This window comes from Neptuniibacter caesariensis, assembly GCF_000153345.1.
In the GTDB taxonomy this organism is placed as follows: Bacteria; Pseudomonadota; Gammaproteobacteria; order Pseudomonadales; family Balneatricaceae; genus Neptuniibacter; species Neptuniibacter caesariensis.
In genome coordinates this window covers 1,426,002-1,443,311 of sequence record NZ_CH724125.1, presented here as the reverse complement: position 1 = coordinate 1,443,311, position 17,310 = coordinate 1,426,002, and the positions used below count along the sequence as shown (strand labels likewise).

Below are 17,310 nucleotides of genomic sequence, written 5' to 3'. Positions count from 1 at the left end.
GCTTCCTTTGAGGCTGCTCTGTTGGCCAGTGTTTAGTTTAGCTTGGAGGCTTTATAGCGTTCAATAAACAGGTCTAGTGCTTCATTTAAAGACGAGGCTTGTTGTTCTTCCCCATTGAGCTTTAGCAATTCCGCGACTGTTTCTGCCGTACAGAGATGATCAGCATCGGGGTTACGCCTGAGATCGTATCGGCTAGGGGTTGAAGGATCGAAAGCTAACAGGGGGAGGTGATCCAGCCAGGGGCTTTTCCTGATAATTTTTCGGACCTCTTTCCAGGTACCATCAGGGACGATAATAAGGGGCTTTTGGCCTTCTTTGGTCGGACGGAACGCTTGACTTCGGGGTATCAGATCCTCTCTGTCGGCTGGGAAAAGCAGCCAGGCATTCGTCTCTGGGGCGCTTATTCTTTCAATCAGTTGTTGAGGAGGCTCTTTACGTTGCCAGATATAGCTTGTTGTACGCGGAAGAACCTTTTGGATTATCTTGCTGGTGGTCGTGGGACGCGCTGGTTCATTTTCATGTAATAGCAGCGCGAACTCCAATCGAGTATGTTCATTTGTAATCAGCTCACAGCAGCACCAGGCCTGCGCTAATCCACAACTTTGACAGTATTGATCAGCCAAGAGTTATCGCTTCTCCATCTGCACTTTGAATTTCAGAAGAGCATCCCCTTTAGCGGGCACATCAATTATCCAGCGCGCACTGCCACCCATGACTTTCTCGTATTTATGGCTGCTGCTTTCCATCTTCCAGGTTAATGGGAAATTTGCTGTCATCTCTAATTTGGCTGCAGTCGAGCGGGTATTGGTAATACGTAGCTCCTGACCAACCAGGAAGCCATTAAAGGTTTTGCTGAAGTGGGTTTGTTTTCGATGGATCGAAAGATCAAAAGCTTTGCCCTGACGAATTTCGACCTCATCATTCTTACCCGTATGACTAATTCGGCTGCCACCGGCAAACTGAAGCATGCCCTTGCTGTCTGGGGTAAATGTGCGGATCTTCCCACCTGGGAGTGGCAGCCCTAATTTACTTTTCTGGTCATTGCGGAACTTCAGTGTCAGTTCTGGTTTAACCCGGTGTTGGTTTCTTTCCAGAGTAGGGTAAACGAGGAATTCATAGTTATAACTGCGGTCGACCGGAATACCATCTGCATTCATAAAAGCGACCTGCTTGACTTGGCCATCAAGCAGATCAACTTTATTGGGTAGATCAAAGAGGTGGAAATCACCCAGCTCTTCCTGGGCCATTGCCTTAGGGGCAGAGCGCACCGCAGCGCCCATCGCAAAATCTGCTTGTAGCATCTCGGCATGACGCGCGTTGCCTGGGTTGTTCAGATTGCCCGCAACCAAAGATATCTGCGCGTTTTTGAAATCAGTGCCGGTTTGGTTGGTGAGGCTGGCGCGACCATCCAGAGTGGCTCGGTTGCCTGCTTCATTCAATGTAAGCACATAATCCATTCCCCAGCTTAAGCCCCCGGTCAGATAGCTAATACGTGACTCTTGGCTACGGGAAGTACCCACAGAGCGAAAGTTTACGCTGGGTTTGCTGAGCAGGTTGCTGGGAAGCGAAGGGTAGATGAATCGCCACTGATTATTTAATGGAATGCTCTCAAAGCGGTTGTTGCGCTTAATAAGGGCCCGGTTTCCATCGATGTTGAGAAGCTGAACTTCGGTTACCACTTCCTGGCCTGATACAGGGTTCAATCGGGCCAGCTGTAAACGTTTTCCAACGTAATGCTTCAACAGGTTATGCTGGTTAAGCAGGTTGGTATTAAGATTTTGTTCGAGTATCTGCCCAGCATTATCGATGCGTAAGCTTTCAACTTGCATCTGCTCGCTAACATCTTCCAAGGTTACTTCTTGCTGTGAGCGCAGTGGCGGTAACTCGCGAGTCTCTCGGACAAGGCCAAGATTCTGGTTGTACAAGGTTAGGGCTACAGCTTTACGTTGCTCTGAACCGATTTGCAAAGACTGTGCTTGTGCGCCTGTTAGGGAAAGACTCGCAATTAAAATACCCAGGCTTAGTTTTTGAAGTTGCATGCGTTAGATCCTCTTACTCAGCGCAAACTGTTTCTTCCATTGATATGTTTACCTAATAGGCCTGAATCGAGCCTTACTCCATATCCAGAGCAACCCGGAAACCCCAGCTGTTGCGTTTGGAATCAAGAGGGTGTCTGTAGCGACTGGCTGGTCTGATCAGTCGATCGATTTCAAACCAGGAGCCTCCGCGCATAACACGGTTCTTACAAGCTTTTTGTTTATATGCAGAACCATCGATCGGTACCAGGTCATAAGTATCCAGATAACAATCGGCAACCCACTCATCGACGTTGCCTGTCATATCATGAAGCCCCCAGCTGTTTGCCGGAAAACTACCCACCGGTGCGGTTTGCTTACCATCCCACTCGCTTCCGCAGCCAGCGCAGTTAGCCATATTGGGTTTCAGTTCATCGCCCCACCAGTAGGTGGTCAGATTTCCTGCACGCGCTGCATATTCCCATTCTGCTTCAGATGGCAAGCGGTAAGGCTGCCCTGTTTCATTTTTTAGCCAGGTGACATAAGCAACAGCATCACGCCAGCTTACGTTGACAACGGGACGGTTGCCGCGTCCCCAGCCATTATCATTAGGCAGGGCTCTGTTCGTTTCATTAGCGAAATGATCGTATTCGGCAAAGGTGACTTCGAAACGGGAGATGGCAAAGGGCTTTCTTATGGTTACGACATGAACCGGTTTCTCGTTATCATCGCCAATGCCTGTTTGATCGCCCATACGGAATTGCCCGGACGGTAATAACACCATTTCCGGACCATACTGGGTATCGTCAATCTGGTCTTTGAATACCTGCTGGCCTGGGTCTTCAGGATCGCCGTTGCCTATTTTACTTTTCGCGATCTCTAGTTGTTGCTGGAGAATAGTTTTATCCAGTTTCAGATCTTCTATCTCGCTGTCACGCTTTTTCTGCAGATCTTGTTGAGCTTGAAGAGAATCATACATCTGTTGAAGCGCTTCTTGCTGCTTCTTGATCTGTAGTGCCTGAAAGTCCTTCTCTTGAAAGTTGAAAAAGTCAGAGGTCAGCCAGCCTAGGAAATAACCAATAACAAATAGAAAACTTCCCGCAATACTGAGTAGAACAGGCTTTGAGATTACCGGAAGCTTCAATCCCTTAAGCTTATCTTTTAACGATGGCTTATCGGTTTCTTCCGTGTCAGCCGCTTCTTCAGCCGAAGCGTCAGCAGAATCTGTTTTTTTATCCTTAGGTTTTTCGTCTTCGCTTTTTTCAGCAGGCTGTTCTTTTTCGGGTGGAAACATCTCTTTGACAAGTTCGGTACAGTTAGCAAAGCGCTCTTCTGTATCCGTTGATATCGCCCTTTGAAAAGCATCCCACTGCTCATCATCCAGTTCGAGTGGTTTGGCTAGCTCTTTTCGAACACGATCTGCTTCGGTGTCTTTAACGCTAAAAGCGGGTTTGCCAGAGAAAAGTTCGAACACGATACAGGCGAAGGAGTAAACATCCGCTTTACGAGACAGTTTTCCTGGATGAAACGCTTCAGGTGACTGGTACTGCTGATAAGTAAAAGCCGGGCTTACCTGATCTTTTATCGCCTCAAAGCTTTCATGCAGAGCAAACAGTGAAAGCTTCACACCGCCTTTTCGGTTAATAAAAACGAAATCCGGATCAAGGCAACCATGCGCCATTCGAAGCTTTTGGAAGCCCATATCCACAGCATAGGCAAGTTGCTTGATTAGCCCTAGTCTCTGTTTTGGCTGAAGCGGATTACCCTTTTCAAGCATCGATCTCAGGGTTAAGCCATCGAGCTTTTCATAAGAGAGGAACAGCAAGCCACCTTTATGGGTAAAGAACCCATAGCATTCGGCAATATGCTTATTTTGCAGCTGTTTACTCAGCGTGGCATGTTTTTTAATTGCTTCAACAAACGCTACTTGCTTCAGTAGAGATGGATTAACAATAAGCAAAGTCACCAGAGGGCTTCCGGCAACGCCGACATCTTCGGCCTGCCATAGCTGGCCTAAAGGGTGTGCTTTACTTTGTTTGACGAGCTTGAAGCGATGGTGGTCCGGACCGATCTCGGAACCTTCCTGTAATGCTTCGAAGATTGATTCTGGGGTAGTGCTCATCTGGACCCATCCTGTTCCTGAATTCTCTACATATCATAGACAAGGGTGGGGGGATAAGTCAGCAGTAATGTGCTGATTTTGTGACGTTTAATCGATTCAGCAGATCTGCTTGGTCAAGCAGATCTGCTAGAGCTGTCTGCTTAAGCTGATGTATCCAGGTCTGGGAAGCTTTTTACCAGATCATCAACGGCTTTCATCTGGCTTAGGTAGGCTTCCAGAGTATGTAGTGGAAGAGCACATGGGCCGTCACATTTTGCCTGCTCTGGATCTGGGTGGGCTTCAAGGAACAATCCCGCAATTCCTTGTGAAAGTCCGGCACGAGAAAGCTGTGCAGCCAGAGCGCGTCGGCCACCTGCTGAATCCGTGCGACCTCCAGGCATCTGTAAAGCATGGGTCGCATCAAACATCACTGGATAACCAAACTCTTTCATAATCGAAAAGCCCAGCATATCTACAATCAGGTTGTTATAACCGTAGCAGGAACCTCGCTCACACAGGATCAGGTCGCTGTTACCCGCTTCTTCGCATTTGTGCAGGATGTGTTTCATCTCCTGAGGGGCCAGGAATTGCGCTTTCTTTATATTGATAACGGCATCGGTTTGCGCCATGGCCTGAACAAGATCCGTCTGGCGTGACAGGAAAGCAGGCAGCTGAATAATGTCACAGACTTCGGCAGCAGGCGCTGCTTGATCGGGTTCATGTACGTCAGTGATCAAAGGTACCTTAAAGGTGTCTTTAATCTCCTGAAGGATTTTAAGACCCTCATCCAGGCCTGGGCCTCGGAAAGATGTCAGGGATGAACGGTTAGCTTTGTCGAAAGATGCTTTAAAAACGTATGGGATTCCAAGTTTTTGCGTAACTTCAACGTAGTACTCAGCGATTTTAAGGGCTAAATCGCGTGATTCCAGAACGTTCATACCGCCAAAAAGTACCATCGGCTTATCGTTAGCAATCTCAATACCTGCAACCTGCACAGTCTTTTGCTGCATCTTCATCATCCGTCAAAAATAGAGAAAGGGGTATTATAACTGCATCTGGATGCAGAAGGAGAGGGGGGATCAACTTTTTCGTTTACGCGGGGAACAGGTGGGCGTATTTTCCAATCCATTCCAGTGCTGCATCCTGATCGGTTAGGTCCCGCCCCTCTGTAGAGAGAATGTGTCTGCGATAGCGCTGGATATAACACAGCTGTTCAAGCATGCGGATTCTCATCAGGGAATCTTCGGAATTAAAGCCGATTTCTAACTCATAGCATCCATTCTGACCTTCACAGCTTTGAATTGTGCCGCGGACTTCCAGATGGTTAGCAACGCTTGGGATTTTTATTGCGATTGCATCACCATAGCTATATGGCTGGGAGGAATGGCAGATGAGCTGGAAAATAGCAGGTGTTAGAGGGTTCGGTTTTGAATCCTGCATATTGAGTTCGATAGGGAACTCATCGGGATGGCGGATAGATACTTTTGCGTCGCCCATGACAATCACCTTATCAGCAATGTCTAGTATAGCTTTGATTTTTAAAGCCGTCTTAATCAATATATCGGCAGTGTTGTTAATCTTTTAGCTTTCTTTCTAAATTGGAGCGTTCATGTCACAAATAGACCAGGAAAAACTAGAAGAGTTGCAAGAAAGCTTATCGAAACTACAGAATTCTCGAAAAACACTTCTGCTATCTACTGTTACGTCAGAAGGCTTTCCTGAGATCAGTTATGCCCCTTATGTTCGTAACGAATCAGGACAGTTTTTTATCTTTATCAGCGAACTCGCTAGCCATACGCAAAATATTATGAACACGGCTAAGGCATCGGTGATGTTTATCAATGAAGAATCGGAGAGCCGCAACCTTTTTGCCCGAGAACGTCTTATCTATCAGTGTTCCAGCATTGAGGTCGATAATGAAAGCGATTTATATCATACCCAGCTTGACGCTATGGAAGCTGAGTTCGGGAATATGATCTCGATGTTGCGAACCCTTAAGGATTTCCACTTGTTCTGTCTGGAGCCAGAGCGAGGAAGTTATGTTGTGGGTTTTGGGAAAGCATATGATGTGGACCCAGTGTCCGGCACTTTGATCCACATAGATGAAGAAAAGCTAAAGCAGGGAAAAGGCTAGACACTTCCGCCCATCATCTCGACCACCACTGTTTTCACCAGAAATGCCGCTAGGCCCAGGCCCAGTGCGAAGAACAGAATGAAGGTACCAAACCTGCCCGCGTTAGATTTCTTCGCCAGGTCATAAATGATGAAGAAGATAAATGCGGCGAATACTGCCAGTCCTATATTGAGGGCAATCGCTTCCATTTCTGCTAAACGCATAGTCAGGCTACCTCGAGTGGGTCTGAATTAAAAAATTGGTTGCGGATTGTACAGTAAAAGCCCGCTGAAAGGTACTTTGCATTCCTTTATTAGCGTGCTCTAAAGTTGTGCGAACTGGTGGTGAAATTCTGATTGTTTTTTGATCGTTATCAATGGTTTTTTGGCACAGAATTTGAGGGCTGAATTTTGACAAAAAAAAATTAAAAAAAAGTAATATTCAGCTGCTATAGTCTCGTCGCGCTACAAGCCCCGAAACATCAATGTTTGCGTGAAAATCACCGCTTTGCCTACACCCAACAAAGTGCAAAATCAAGTATTGCATTACCCTCTGGGATCACTATATTTAGTGTCTTAGTGAATCCGCGGTACTACATATAGTGTCTTACGCGTAGCTAGAGTAGATAAGCTGCAGGCCCCGAAACAGCGGCCTTTGCTGACAAAGCGATGCCTGGAAGATGGGTTTTGATCAGGAAATAAGCAGCACATAATTACAAACACAAGATTAGGTTTATTTGGAAGGTCGCATGCAGCAAGATCTGATGGTTACCAAAAGGGATGGTCGACAGGAAAAGCTGGATCTGGAAAAGATTCACAAAGTAGTAATTTGGGCAGCGGATGGATTAAACGCGGTTTCCCCATCAGAAGTAGAGTTGAAGGCACATCTTCAGTTCTTTGAAGGTATGAAGACCTTCGATATCCACGAGACGCTGATTAAATCAGCAGCCGACCTGATTTCTGAAGATGCTCCTGACTATCAGTACCTGGCCGCGCGTCTGGCTATCTTCCATCTGCGTAAGCGTGCGTTTGGGCAGTTTGAACCGCCACGTCTGTTTGATCATGTATCCGCTCAGGTCGAAGCTGGTCGTTACGACAAACACCTGATTGAAGACTACTCTGAAGCAGAGTGGGAAACGCTGAACGGTTATCTGGATCACAAACGTGATATGAATTTCTCCTATTCAGCTGTGAAGCAGCTGGAAGGTAAGTACCTGGTACAGAACCGTGTGACAGGTGAAGTGTATGAGAGCCCTCAGATTCTGTATATGCTGGTGGCTGCTTGTCTGTTCGCAGATTATCCAAAAGAAACGCGTCTGGATTATGTGAAGCGTTTCTATGATGCGACTTCTTTGTTCAAGCTATCGCTACCTACACCTATTATGGCCGGTGTACGTACACCAACGCGTCAGTTCAGTTCTTGTGTACTGATCGAGTGTGGTGACAGCCTAGATTCTATCAATGCGACTTCTGCTTCCATTGTTAAATACGTATCTCAGCGTGCAGGTATTGGTATTAATGCAGGTCGTATTCGTGCGTTGGGTAGCCCGATTCGCAATGGTGAAGCATTCCACACGGGTTGTATCCCTTTCTACAAACACTTCCAAACAGCAGTTAAGTCTTGTTCTCAGGGCGGCGTTCGTGGTGGTGCAGCTACGTTGTTCTACCCGATCTGGCATCTTGAAGTTGAATCGCTGTTGGTTCTGAAGAACAACCGTGGTGTTGAAGAGAACCGTGTTCGTCATCTTGATTACGGTGTTCAGATCAACAAGCTGATGTACACACGCCTGATCAAAGGTGGTGATATCACGTTGTTCAGCCCGCATGAAGTACCGGGGCTTTACGATGCATTCTTTGCCGATCAGGATGAGTTCGAGCGTCTGTACGTTCAATATGAGAACGATCCAAATATCCGTAAGCAAACCATTAAAGCGGTTGAGCTGTTTGGTATTCTGGCTGCTGAGCGTGCGCAGACAGGCCGTATCTACATTCAGAATGTTGACCACTGTAACACTCACAGCCCATTTGATCCGACAGTTGCACCGGTTAAACAGTCTAACCTGTGTCTGGAAATTGCGCTGCCAACTAAGCCGCTGCAGCACGTTAATGACGAAGAGGGTGAGATCGCTCTTTGTACGCTGTCTGCGTTTAACCTGGGAGCATTGGAAGATCTGGATGAGCTGGACAACCTAGCTGACCTGATTGTTCGTGCGCTGGATAACCTGCTGGATTATCAGGATTACCCAATCCCTGCTGCACATACTTCTACGATGAACCGTCGTCCTCTGGGTGTAGGTGTGACTAACTTCGCGTACTACCTGGCGAAGAATGGTGTTAAGTATTCGGATGGTTCTGCTAATGGTTTGGTGCACAAAACATTTGAAGCCGTTCAATACTATCTATTGAAAGCGTCTAATGCGCTGGCGAAAGAGCGTGGTAAGTGCCCTAAATTTGATGAGACTGTTTACTCTAAAGGCCTGCTGCCAATCGATACGTACAAGCGTGAGGTTGATGAGTTCTGTGAAGAACCATTGCACTACTTCTGGGAAACCCTGCGCGAAGATATCAAAGAATTTGGTCTGCGTAACAGTACACTGACAGCACTGATGCCATGTGAAACCTCTTCACAGATTACAAACTCAACCAATGGTATTGAGCCACCACGTGGTTACGTATCGGTTAAAGCAAGTAAAGACGGCATCATGAAGCAGGTTGTGCCTGGTTATACCGAGCTGCGTGAGCAGTATGAACTACTTTGGGATATTCCAAACAACACCGGTTACCTGCAGCTTGTTGGTATCATGCAGAAGTTTGTGGACCAGTCTATCTCTGCAAATACTAACTATGATCCATCACTGTTCCCGAACGATAAAGTTCCGATGAAACAGCTGCTACAGGATCTGCTGACGGCCTATAAATACGGCGTCAAGACACTTTATTACCACAACACCCGTGACGGCGCTTCTGACCAGGCCGATGACGGTGGTTGCGAAGGCGGTGCGTGCAAACTGTAAGGTTTGCCCTCCTGCTTTTCAGCCAGAGTAGATAACGGCCTGCCCTGAAAGGGGTAGGCAACATAATTAGAACTATCCAAGGTTTCAGGAACGAATACCCCGATGGCGTACACCACGTTCAGTCACAGTACTCACGACGCAACTAAAGAACCCATGTTTTTCGGCCGCAGCGTTAACGTTGCCCGTTATGACAAGCAGAAATACCCAATCTTTGAAAAGCTGATTGAGAAACAGCTTTCATTCTTCTGGCGTCCGGAGGAAGTTGATCTATCAACTGACCGTAAAGACTTCATGAACATGCCAGAGCATGAGAAGCATATCTTCCTGAGCAACCTGAAATATCAGACTTTGCTTGATTCAGTACAGGGGCGTTCGCCGAATATCGCGTTTCTGCCGGTTGTATCTCTGCCTGAACTGGAAACCTGGTTTGAGACCTGGGCATTTAGTGAAACGATCCACAGCCGCTCATATACGCATATTATCCGTAATATCATTACTGAGCCTTCAGAAGTCTTTGACCAGATCGTTACCAATCCTGAGATCATTCGTCGTGCCGATTCTGTAACACGTCTTTACGATGAGTTTATTAACCTGTCGAGTGTACACAGTATTCACGGTGAAGGTTTGCATACGGTTGATGGAAAGGTTTACGACACATCAATGCGTAACCTTAAGAAGAAACTTTACCTGACACTGGTATCGATCAATGTTCTTGAAGCGATCCGCTTCTATGTCAGCTTTGCTTGCTCCTTTGCTTTTGCAGAGCGTGCGATCATGGAAGGTAACGCCAAGATCATTAAACTGATTGCCCGTGATGAAGCTCTGCATCTGACTGGTACTCAGCACATGCTGAACATCATGGCTTCGGGTGCAGATGATCCGGACTATAAGGATATCGCTAAAGAGTGCGAGCAGGATGTTTACAACATCTTTAAGGAAGCTGCGCAGCAGGAGAAAGACTGGGCACAGTACCTGTTCCGTGAAGGTTCCATGATCGGTTTGAACGCGCAGATTCTTTCTGATTACGTTGAGTACATTACTAATGTGCGTATGAAAGCGCTGAATCTGGAAGAGATCTTCCCGGCACGTCAGAATCCACTGCCATGGATGAATGCGTGGTTGGTAAGTGACAATGTACAGGTTGCACCGCAGGAAGCGGAGATCAGCTCTTACCTCGTTGGTCAGATTGACAACGAAGTAGATGAAGGTGACTTCGACGGCTTTGATCTATAAAGGATAGAACTATGGCTGGCCCATCAAGGATCAAAGTAAATCATCATCATACGTTTTATTATCAGTATGAGCCGACCTTGTTGGATGCGCTGGAAGCACAAGAGATTCCAGCGCCTTACAACTGCCGTGGTGGATACTGCGGTTGTTGTAAAGTGCGCCTGATTGAAGGCGAAGTGGATTATGTTCAAGACAGCTTATTGGATATGCAGGATGATGAAATTCTTACCTGCTGCTGTATCCCCAAGACCCATGTAGAGCTGGAGCTACCTGAAGAGTAAGTAGGTACTTCCTTAACTCTTATAACCTGGGTTTTTCACAATTTAAGTTATCCCAAACGGTGCTGCCTCGATGGCTTCACCGTTTTTCTCGTTTTTTTTACACAGCCTCAATGTTCATCTGTCAATAGCCGAAAAATAAAAAATAATTTTTTATTTTGAAACTGTTGATTTATATAACGTATTGAAAAATAAAGGTTATTTTTTGATGGATTAAAAAATAACCGATTTGCTGAATTCTACGTAAAACGTGCTTTTCAGCCATCTACCCCAAAACTATTCACTGAGTTATCCACAGGAGCTGGGGATCGTTATCAACTGAGATCTTTCTTGCGATCTTTAGTGATTAAAGTGAGTTTCTATGTGCTGCATCAACGGGCGGTGGCGTGTTTACTGCGAAGTTTGAGCAAGCTGTGAGTGAACAGAGTGAGGATAACAATCGAGCCTCCAATCAGGGTATTGGCGCTTGGGGCCTCTGAGAGAAAAAGCCATACCAGCAGTGGGCCGGCAATTGTTTCCAGTAGCATCAGCATACCTACCTCTGCGGCAGGGATACGGGTGGGGCCTAAAGTAATCAGAATAAAGGCGATGGGGATAACGATCAGGCAGAGTAACAGCATCCAACCCCACTGGTTGCCTTGCAACGAGAGAGGCGCTCCCCAAAGCCATCCGACCAGCGCGATAATGCCGCCTGCGAAAACTAAGGCTGGTGTCATATCTCGGTCTTTAACCGCCCGGTCATTAACGAACTTGCTGGAAAGGCTGAGGGCACAAGCCAGTGCCAATAAATCACCGGTAAGGTTAGGGGTGGACCAGGAGTCCTGCATAACCCAGCCTATTCCCAGCATGCAGATGGCAATTGCTAACCAGGTAATCGGTGGCGATTTCTCACCAATCGTAAACTGAGCAATGATTGCTGCAAACAGGGGCTGTGCACTAATGATCACCAGAACATTCGCGACGGAAGTGTGATGAATAGCGGAAACAAAAAAGATTGAACTTAACGCAAATAGGATGGCTGAGCGAATGTAGGGGAGATCTAACTGGACAAGCTTTAGCTCTGGTTTACGGTATAGAGTCCATAGACTGACCATCAGGGTCATTAATAACCCCCGCCAGAACAGCAGACTAAACTCATCGGTATCTACCAGCCGGATAAGCAGTGCATCAAAGCTTAGTACGATGACACCGAGGGCTGTTAACAGGAAGCCTTTTGCGTATTCAGTATTCATATAGTCGCCAATGGATCGAGTAGTGTGAACATACTTCATATTTTCCGCTCTGTCCTATACTGCTTTTAAATCCAGTTAAGGAGCGGAAGGATGCAAAGGCCAGACGAATTAAAGATCAATTATTGTGATCCTATTACGATGACCATGCTAATGACCCCTGATATGGCAAATTTTTCAGGTAAAGTGCATGGTGGCGCCTTACTCAAAATTCTTGATCAGGTTGCTTATGCCTGCGCGTCTCACTACAGCGGTAATTATGTCGTGACCTTGTCAGTCGATCAGGTTTATTTCAAAGCGCCGGTTCAGGTGGGTGAATTGGTGACCTTCTACTCTTCGATCAACCATGTGGGAAATTCGACCATGGAGGTTGGTGTTAAAGTCATTGCTGAGAATATCCATTCAGGGGAGCGGCGACATACGATCAGCTGCTTTTTTACCATGGTGGCCGTCGATGCCGAAGGCAATGCTGCAGCGGTGCCTGAAATAAAGTTAACAACAGATAAAGATAAACAGCGCTATATAGCTGCTAGCATGCGAAAGCAGTTGCGTAAGGAGTATCGAGATAGGGTAGAGGAGATTCATGATAAATGGACTGAAAATAAAGCTAATCTCAGTTCAGAAGAGATGGATGCATGGATCAAAGAGCATGCTGAACTCTAAGAGCTTGTTAAAAAGCTCAAAATAATGAAAGAGTTAGCAGGTTCGTAAGAATCGAAGACCTTGGCATAACCAAAGCAAGTGTAATAGAGTGATGCTTCATACAGTTAGAAGGAATTAGGTATGTTGCAGCATCAGCTTGAAGTGCTTATTAAGTCCGAAATCCCCCTGATTATTATTGAAAGCACCGAAGAGAATCAGGTGGTAGATATGCTGCTTGAGCTGAAGCCTGTGTATGAGCGCCCCCTTTTCAAATGGACGCTGACAGAGGGTATCCAAAGAATGGACAGGGATATGCCATCGCAGAAGCTATTCTCCCAGCCCGTTGATGCGCTGGGGCATATCAAGTCGGTTTCTACGCCCGGTGTCTATATTATGGCTGACCTGCATCCGTTTCTGGATGAAGCCATGCATGTTCGTTTATTAAAGGATATCGCGCTCAAGTTTAATGAGCTGGGTCACACCCTTATTCTCTTAAGCCATGCGCTTGAAGTTCCTGTGGAATTGATGAAGCTAAGTGCCAAGCTTGATATCGCGTTACCTGAGCGTAAAGAGGTGGAGCGAATCGTTCGCGATGAAGCCAAAGCATGGCTGCTGAACTCGGGTGATAAGGTTCAGGCTAACACAGAGAACCTTAAGTTACTGATTAATAATTTAACCGGATTAACGCGTACTGAGGTGCGTCGCCTGGCCCGCAACGCCATTTTTGACGACGGCGCTATTACCGCAAGCGATATACCTAAAATTAATGAAGCAAAGTATCAGTTGCTTAGCGAGCAGGGCAACCTGCACTTTGAGTATGATACCGCGCAGTTCTCTGATGTCGCCGGATTTAAACGCTTAAAACACTGGCTCGGAGAACGTCAGGCGTTCTTTAATGGAGGGGAGGGTGTCGGAAGTCTTCCTGCTCCTAAAGGTATGCTGTTATTAGGTGTGCAGGGGTGTGGTAAAAGCCTCGCAGCTAAAGCGGTTGCGGGAAGTTGGCATGCGCCTTTATTGCGTCTGGACTTTGGATCGATGTACAACAAGTTTTACGGAGAGACTGAGAAAAATCTACGAGATGCATTGCAAACTGCCGAGGTAATGGCCCCTTGTGTGCTTTGGCTTGATGAAATTGAGAAAGGTATTGCCAGTGGCTCCGATGATGGCGGGCCGGCTACTCGCATGCTGGGCACATTATTGACCTGGATGGCGGAAAAAAAGGCACCAGTATTTCTGGTCGCCACCGCCAATGATATCCAAGCCTTGCCACCTGAGCTTGTGCGCAAAGGCCGCTTTGATGAGATCTTTTTTGTTGACCTTCCTAATGATGAAGTGTGTTTTGCAATTTTTGATATCCACCTCAAACGGCAGAAAGTCGACCCTGCTGATTTCAATTTCGCCCGGTTAATTGAGGAAAGCGAAGGTTTCTCAGGTGCAGAAATTGAACAGGCGGTAATTTCTGCCTTTTATGCGGCCCATGCCCGGGAAATCACGCTTGATCAGGACTTGTTGATTGCAGAGTTAAGAAAGACACAGCCTTTGTCTGTTGTAATGGCTGAACAGATCGCTGAATTAAGGTTATGGGCGGAAGACAGAACAGTTTCCTGTGATTAATGGCTCACTCAATCTCGTGAGCCCTGATTAACTCGAGCCTATAACAGTTTCTTCCTGCACTTTTGGCTTCATAGAGCTGTTGGTCGGCCTTAGCGGTCAAACGATCAATCATATGGTCAACAGAGCCAATATAAGGTGTCGCACAACTGAAAGCACAGATGCCTGAACTAATGGTCATTGGTTCTTTAAGTAAAGATATCTCAGCGATGTCTTTCATTAAACGCGCGCAGATGTTGTCTATTTGCCCAGGCTCAACTTCGGGAAGCCACAGCATAAACTCTTCGCCGCCATAACGACCGACAAAATCATAATCACGAAGGGCGTTTTGCAGAACACGAGCCACAGCAATGAGGGCTTTATCGCCAGTTTGATGACCGTATTTGTCGTTAATCTTTTTAAAGTGATCAATATCGATCATTACCAGCGCCGCTCTGCTGTGATTTCTATTGACCCGGTTGACCTCTTTGCGGAGGTGTTTGTAGAGGGAGCGGCGATTAGGGATCTTGGTCAGGCTATCGGTAGAGGCCTTTTCCTCTAACCTACGATTGAGCTCGATGAGCAGCTTTTCTTGATGACGTCTGATCAGTTCAACTTCGATCCAGGATGCCATCAGCTGCAATGAATCAATATCGATATCTTTGAATTTACGAGGATAGGCTGCTGAGCTGGAGAAATTAAGCGTTCCATAGATCTCTCCTTTAAAGCGGATGGGAATCCCTATGTAGGATTCCAAACCGAACTCCATATAGGCGGGGTGTTTCCCTAACACGTCTGATTTACCGACTTCTTCTAAGGCTAGGTGAGTATCCGAATTACATGTGACAGAGCAGTAGGTCAGCCCTAATTCAAATTGATTCCCTGGTTTTAAAGGCACTTCATCGGGACAAACGCATTGTTTAATCACATATACGTTATCTTTGATTTTCGAAAGGATGCCTATATCAAGGTGAAAGCGTTCCAGGCCCATCTTAAGGATCGATTTTAATTGGTTATCGAAGCCTTCGTCATAATCGTTTGTGATCTGATATAAGCGCCTGATTACCTGTTCACTTTCTGAATATTCAGTCATATCGTTACTCGTGAGAACGTATTTTTATAGTCAGCTACCAGCTTTCTCTATTAGTATAGACTTCGAGGATTAACAGAAACAAAATCACAGCCAATGCAGGCTCAATATCAATAAAGCGCTTATTTTTACCGCTGGATTTTGAAAACCTGTCTACAATAAATTGTGATTTGGAATAACTAAAGGAACTGGAGTTGAGAGATGGTTGAGCAGTTTGAAGTCCTGAAAGAGATGGGCTTTGATGACCCGATGGCGATTGAGAAATTTACAACGCGCACTGAAGGGGATATGGATATCCTGAAAATCTACCTGAGAAAACAGCAGGGAGATTGGATATCCAAAAGCAAGAAGTTCAAGTTTAAACGTTCTGATAAGTCGGTAGAGATGGGAACTGCGTACGGTGCTGCTTCAGCCCCTTCGTCCTACTTCCTTAAGGCGCTATCTGAGCTGGAGAAACTGATTAAAGTTGAACATGATGCTGATAGCCGCAAGCAGGTGCTGTTAGATGAAATTGATCATCTGGAGAAGGTCATGACTCGTAAGATTGAGGACATTCGTCGTCAATTAGAAGAGCTTTGAGACTTCACAATAGCATCGTGATAAAGCTGGGGTCAGTTTTCTACTGACTCCAGCCATTTCCAATCTTCAATGACCTGATTAGCATAGTCATACGCCGCCTCAACAAGCGCTTCGGATTCTTGTGAAATCAATCTGCCTGCCGCAGCTTCAAAATAGTTAGAGCGCCTGTCACCTCTAGCATGCGCCAGTGCTAATGCTTTTGCGCAAGCTTGAGCGTATTCAACAAACCCTCCTTTGATTGCTTTTTTACCTGTCGCTATATGTTCGGGGTCGATGCCTACCTTAGCGTGATGCCGGGAGCGCACTAGCCAATGGGCTCCCTTCCATGCGACGGCATCCAGAACCAGATCGGGGTTGCGCTGCATTCGGCGTTGGCAAGTGACTGTTAAGTGGGCCGGATTGAGCAGGTTAACCGGACTTAAGTTGTCAAAATTGAACAGTGGCGCAGCATCTCGCTGTTTTTTTATTTCCACAATATGAAAGAGCGGAAATTCGTGGAGGTCGGGGTTTTCATTTGGTCCAACTAAGAGGTAATAACGTTCCATGTTGACCGAACCGGTTCCTGCGCCTAAGCGCATAGCGATATCGATAATCTGATCATCAACATAAGGCGCAAACTGTTCTTTGATTTCCTGGAACTGTTCTTGAGTTAACCGAGAGAATTTTTCCGGAAGGTCTCGAAACCTCAAAGGCTTTCGTTGCAGATCAATGGCTTTAGCCAGGGAGCTTTTATGCAGGTACTCTGTCCCGTCGCAGGTACGAGCCTGGGCTTTTAAGGAGCGTTTATAAAGTATGTGATTGGGCTCAAAGCTTTCCAGTACATAGCGGTAGCTAAGCTTGTCTTCTGCCAGATCGTGGCAACTTTCTGCATAGCTTTGGAAGAATGTAGAAATAGCCGCTTTGACCTGCTTACTACCGACACATACTTTCTCAACAGGTTCTGCTGCAAAGTATTGGCCAGATTTGATCCCTTTACAGTGATCAGCGCAGAGAATCATGCTCACAGCGAAGCGGAGTAGATCCCATTCAGCGCGCCCTATGCAGGCATCATCAAAGTCATTGGGGGCAAAAATGGTACGGTCACCATGGGAACCTTCTTCACTGAAAAGGCCGAAGTTAGAAATATGGCAGTCGCCGATAATCGCGGTTGTTGGGATACTTTTGAGAGAATGGGGTAAAGTGATGACGCCTGAGGCCAGATCATCGTAAAACACAGAAGAGGCCCCCCTCAGCATAACGAAGGGGCTGATCGCCATTTTTTTGTGTTTTCCCAAACCTGAGCCGGGGAGCGCACCATCGACTCGGGAGATTACTTTACTAAGACGCTTTTGACGCTGATTCATCCTCTGACCTCATAATAAAGCTTATCCATTGAGCTTACTCAATTGATAAGCCCGCTGCCAAGCTATCAATCTTCAGACTATCTTATA

At 46.4% G+C, this 17,310-nt stretch carries 16 protein-coding genes; 7 read left to right on the top strand and 9 right to left on the bottom strand.

The features are described 5' to 3' along the window. Nucleotides 1–32 precede the first annotated feature (32 nt). From MED92_RS06795 to MED92_RS18470, 5 genes are all read right to left on the bottom strand, one after another. On the bottom strand, nt 33–623 hold the full coding sequence (locus MED92_RS06795; RefSeq protein WP_007020780.1) for a tRNA-uridine aminocarboxypropyltransferase: 591 nt from the start codon (nt 621–623) through the stop codon (nt 33–35). 3 nt (nt 624–626) lie between these two features. Beyond that, nucleotides 627–2,039, bottom strand: a complete 1,413-nt coding sequence (locus tag MED92_RS06790; RefSeq protein WP_007020779.1) for a DUF4139 domain-containing protein — start codon at nt 2,037–2,039, stop codon at nt 627–629. A gap of 73 nt (nt 2,040–2,112) precedes the next feature. Beyond that, nucleotides 2,113–4,137, bottom strand: a complete 2,025-nt coding sequence (locus tag MED92_RS18475) for an SUMF1/EgtB/PvdO family nonheme iron enzyme (RefSeq protein WP_007020778.1) — start codon at nt 4,135–4,137, stop codon at nt 2,113–2,115. A 140-nt stretch (nt 4,138–4,277) separates the two neighbouring features. Next, entirely contained in the window at nt 4,278–5,126 is an 849-nt protein-coding gene (gene kdsA, locus MED92_RS06780; protein ID WP_007020777.1) for a 3-deoxy-8-phosphooctulonate synthase, read from the bottom strand. Between the two features lie 82 nt (nt 5,127–5,208). After that, nucleotides 5,209–5,613: a hypothetical protein gene (locus MED92_RS18470; protein WP_007020776.1), complete on the bottom strand. Its 405-nt coding sequence runs from the start codon at nt 5,611–5,613 to the stop codon at nt 5,209–5,211. Nucleotides 5,614–5,725: 112 nt separating this feature from the next. On the opposite strand from MED92_RS18470, the gene MED92_RS06770 reads away from it, so the two are divergent. Beyond that, complete coding sequence (locus MED92_RS06770; protein ID WP_007020775.1) at nt 5,726–6,250, top strand: HugZ family pyridoxamine 5'-phosphate oxidase; 525 nt, start codon at nt 5,726–5,728, stop codon at nt 6,248–6,250. Here MED92_RS06770 and MED92_RS06765 read toward each other — a convergent pair. Then, nucleotides 6,247–6,453, bottom strand: a complete 207-nt coding sequence (locus tag MED92_RS06765) for a DUF2788 domain-containing protein (RefSeq protein ID WP_007020774.1) — start codon at nt 6,451–6,453, stop codon at nt 6,247–6,249. The genes MED92_RS06770 and MED92_RS06765 overlap by 4 nt on opposite strands. A 524-nt stretch (nt 6,454–6,977) precedes the next feature. Between MED92_RS06765 and nrdA the strand changes: the two genes are divergently transcribed. The 3 genes from nrdA (at nt 6,978) to yfaE (ending at nt 10,753) form a co-directional block, all read left to right on the top strand. Further along, nucleotides 6,978–9,242, top strand: a complete 2,265-nt coding sequence (nrdA, locus tag MED92_RS06760) for a class 1a ribonucleoside-diphosphate reductase subunit alpha (RefSeq protein WP_007020773.1) — start codon at nt 6,978–6,980, stop codon at nt 9,240–9,242. Between the two features lie 102 nt (nt 9,243–9,344). Then, a complete protein-coding gene (gene nrdB / locus MED92_RS06755; RefSeq protein ID WP_007020772.1) occupies nt 9,345–10,475 on the top strand; it encodes a class Ia ribonucleoside-diphosphate reductase subunit beta in 1,131 nt (376 codons plus the stop codon). An 11-nt stretch (nt 10,476–10,486) separates the two neighbouring features. Then, a complete protein-coding gene (gene yfaE / locus MED92_RS06750) occupies nt 10,487–10,753 on the top strand; it encodes a class I ribonucleotide reductase maintenance protein YfaE (RefSeq protein ID WP_007020771.1) in 267 nt (88 codons plus the stop codon). Between the two features lie 368 nt (nt 10,754–11,121). On the opposite strand, the gene MED92_RS06745 is transcribed toward yfaE, so the two are convergent. Then, nucleotides 11,122–11,982 (bottom strand): DMT family transporter, encoded by an 861-nt coding sequence (locus MED92_RS06745; RefSeq protein ID WP_007020770.1) that lies wholly within the window; start codon nt 11,980–11,982, stop codon nt 11,122–11,124. 90 nt (nt 11,983–12,072) lie between these two features. Between MED92_RS06745 and MED92_RS06740 the strand changes: the two genes are divergently transcribed. Further along, nucleotides 12,073–12,642, top strand: a complete 570-nt coding sequence (locus tag MED92_RS06740; protein ID WP_007020769.1) for an acyl-CoA thioesterase — start codon at nt 12,073–12,075, stop codon at nt 12,640–12,642. A gap of 120 nt (nt 12,643–12,762) precedes the next feature. Then, on the top strand, nt 12,763–14,235 hold the full coding sequence (locus tag MED92_RS06735; RefSeq protein WP_007020768.1) for an AAA family ATPase: 1,473 nt from the start codon (nt 12,763–12,765) through the stop codon (nt 14,233–14,235). 4 nt (nt 14,236–14,239) lie between these two features. Here the strand turns inward: MED92_RS06735 and MED92_RS06730 are convergent, their stop codons facing one another. Beyond that, nucleotides 14,240–15,304: a sensor domain-containing diguanylate cyclase gene (locus MED92_RS06730; protein WP_007020767.1), complete on the bottom strand. Its 1,065-nt coding sequence runs from the start codon at nt 15,302–15,304 to the stop codon at nt 14,240–14,242. A 198-nt stretch (nt 15,305–15,502) separates the two neighbouring features. On the opposite strand from MED92_RS06730, the gene MED92_RS06725 reads away from it, so the two are divergent. Then, nucleotides 15,503–15,880: a DUF3461 family protein gene (locus tag MED92_RS06725; RefSeq protein WP_007020766.1), complete on the top strand. Its 378-nt coding sequence runs from the start codon at nt 15,503–15,505 to the stop codon at nt 15,878–15,880. A gap of 32 nt (nt 15,881–15,912) precedes the next feature. Here the strand turns inward: MED92_RS06725 and MED92_RS06720 are convergent, their stop codons facing one another. Beyond that, entirely contained in the window at nt 15,913–17,223 is a 1,311-nt protein-coding gene (locus MED92_RS06720; protein WP_007020765.1) for a DUF2252 family protein, read from the bottom strand. Nucleotides 17,224–17,310: the final 87 nt, after the last annotated feature.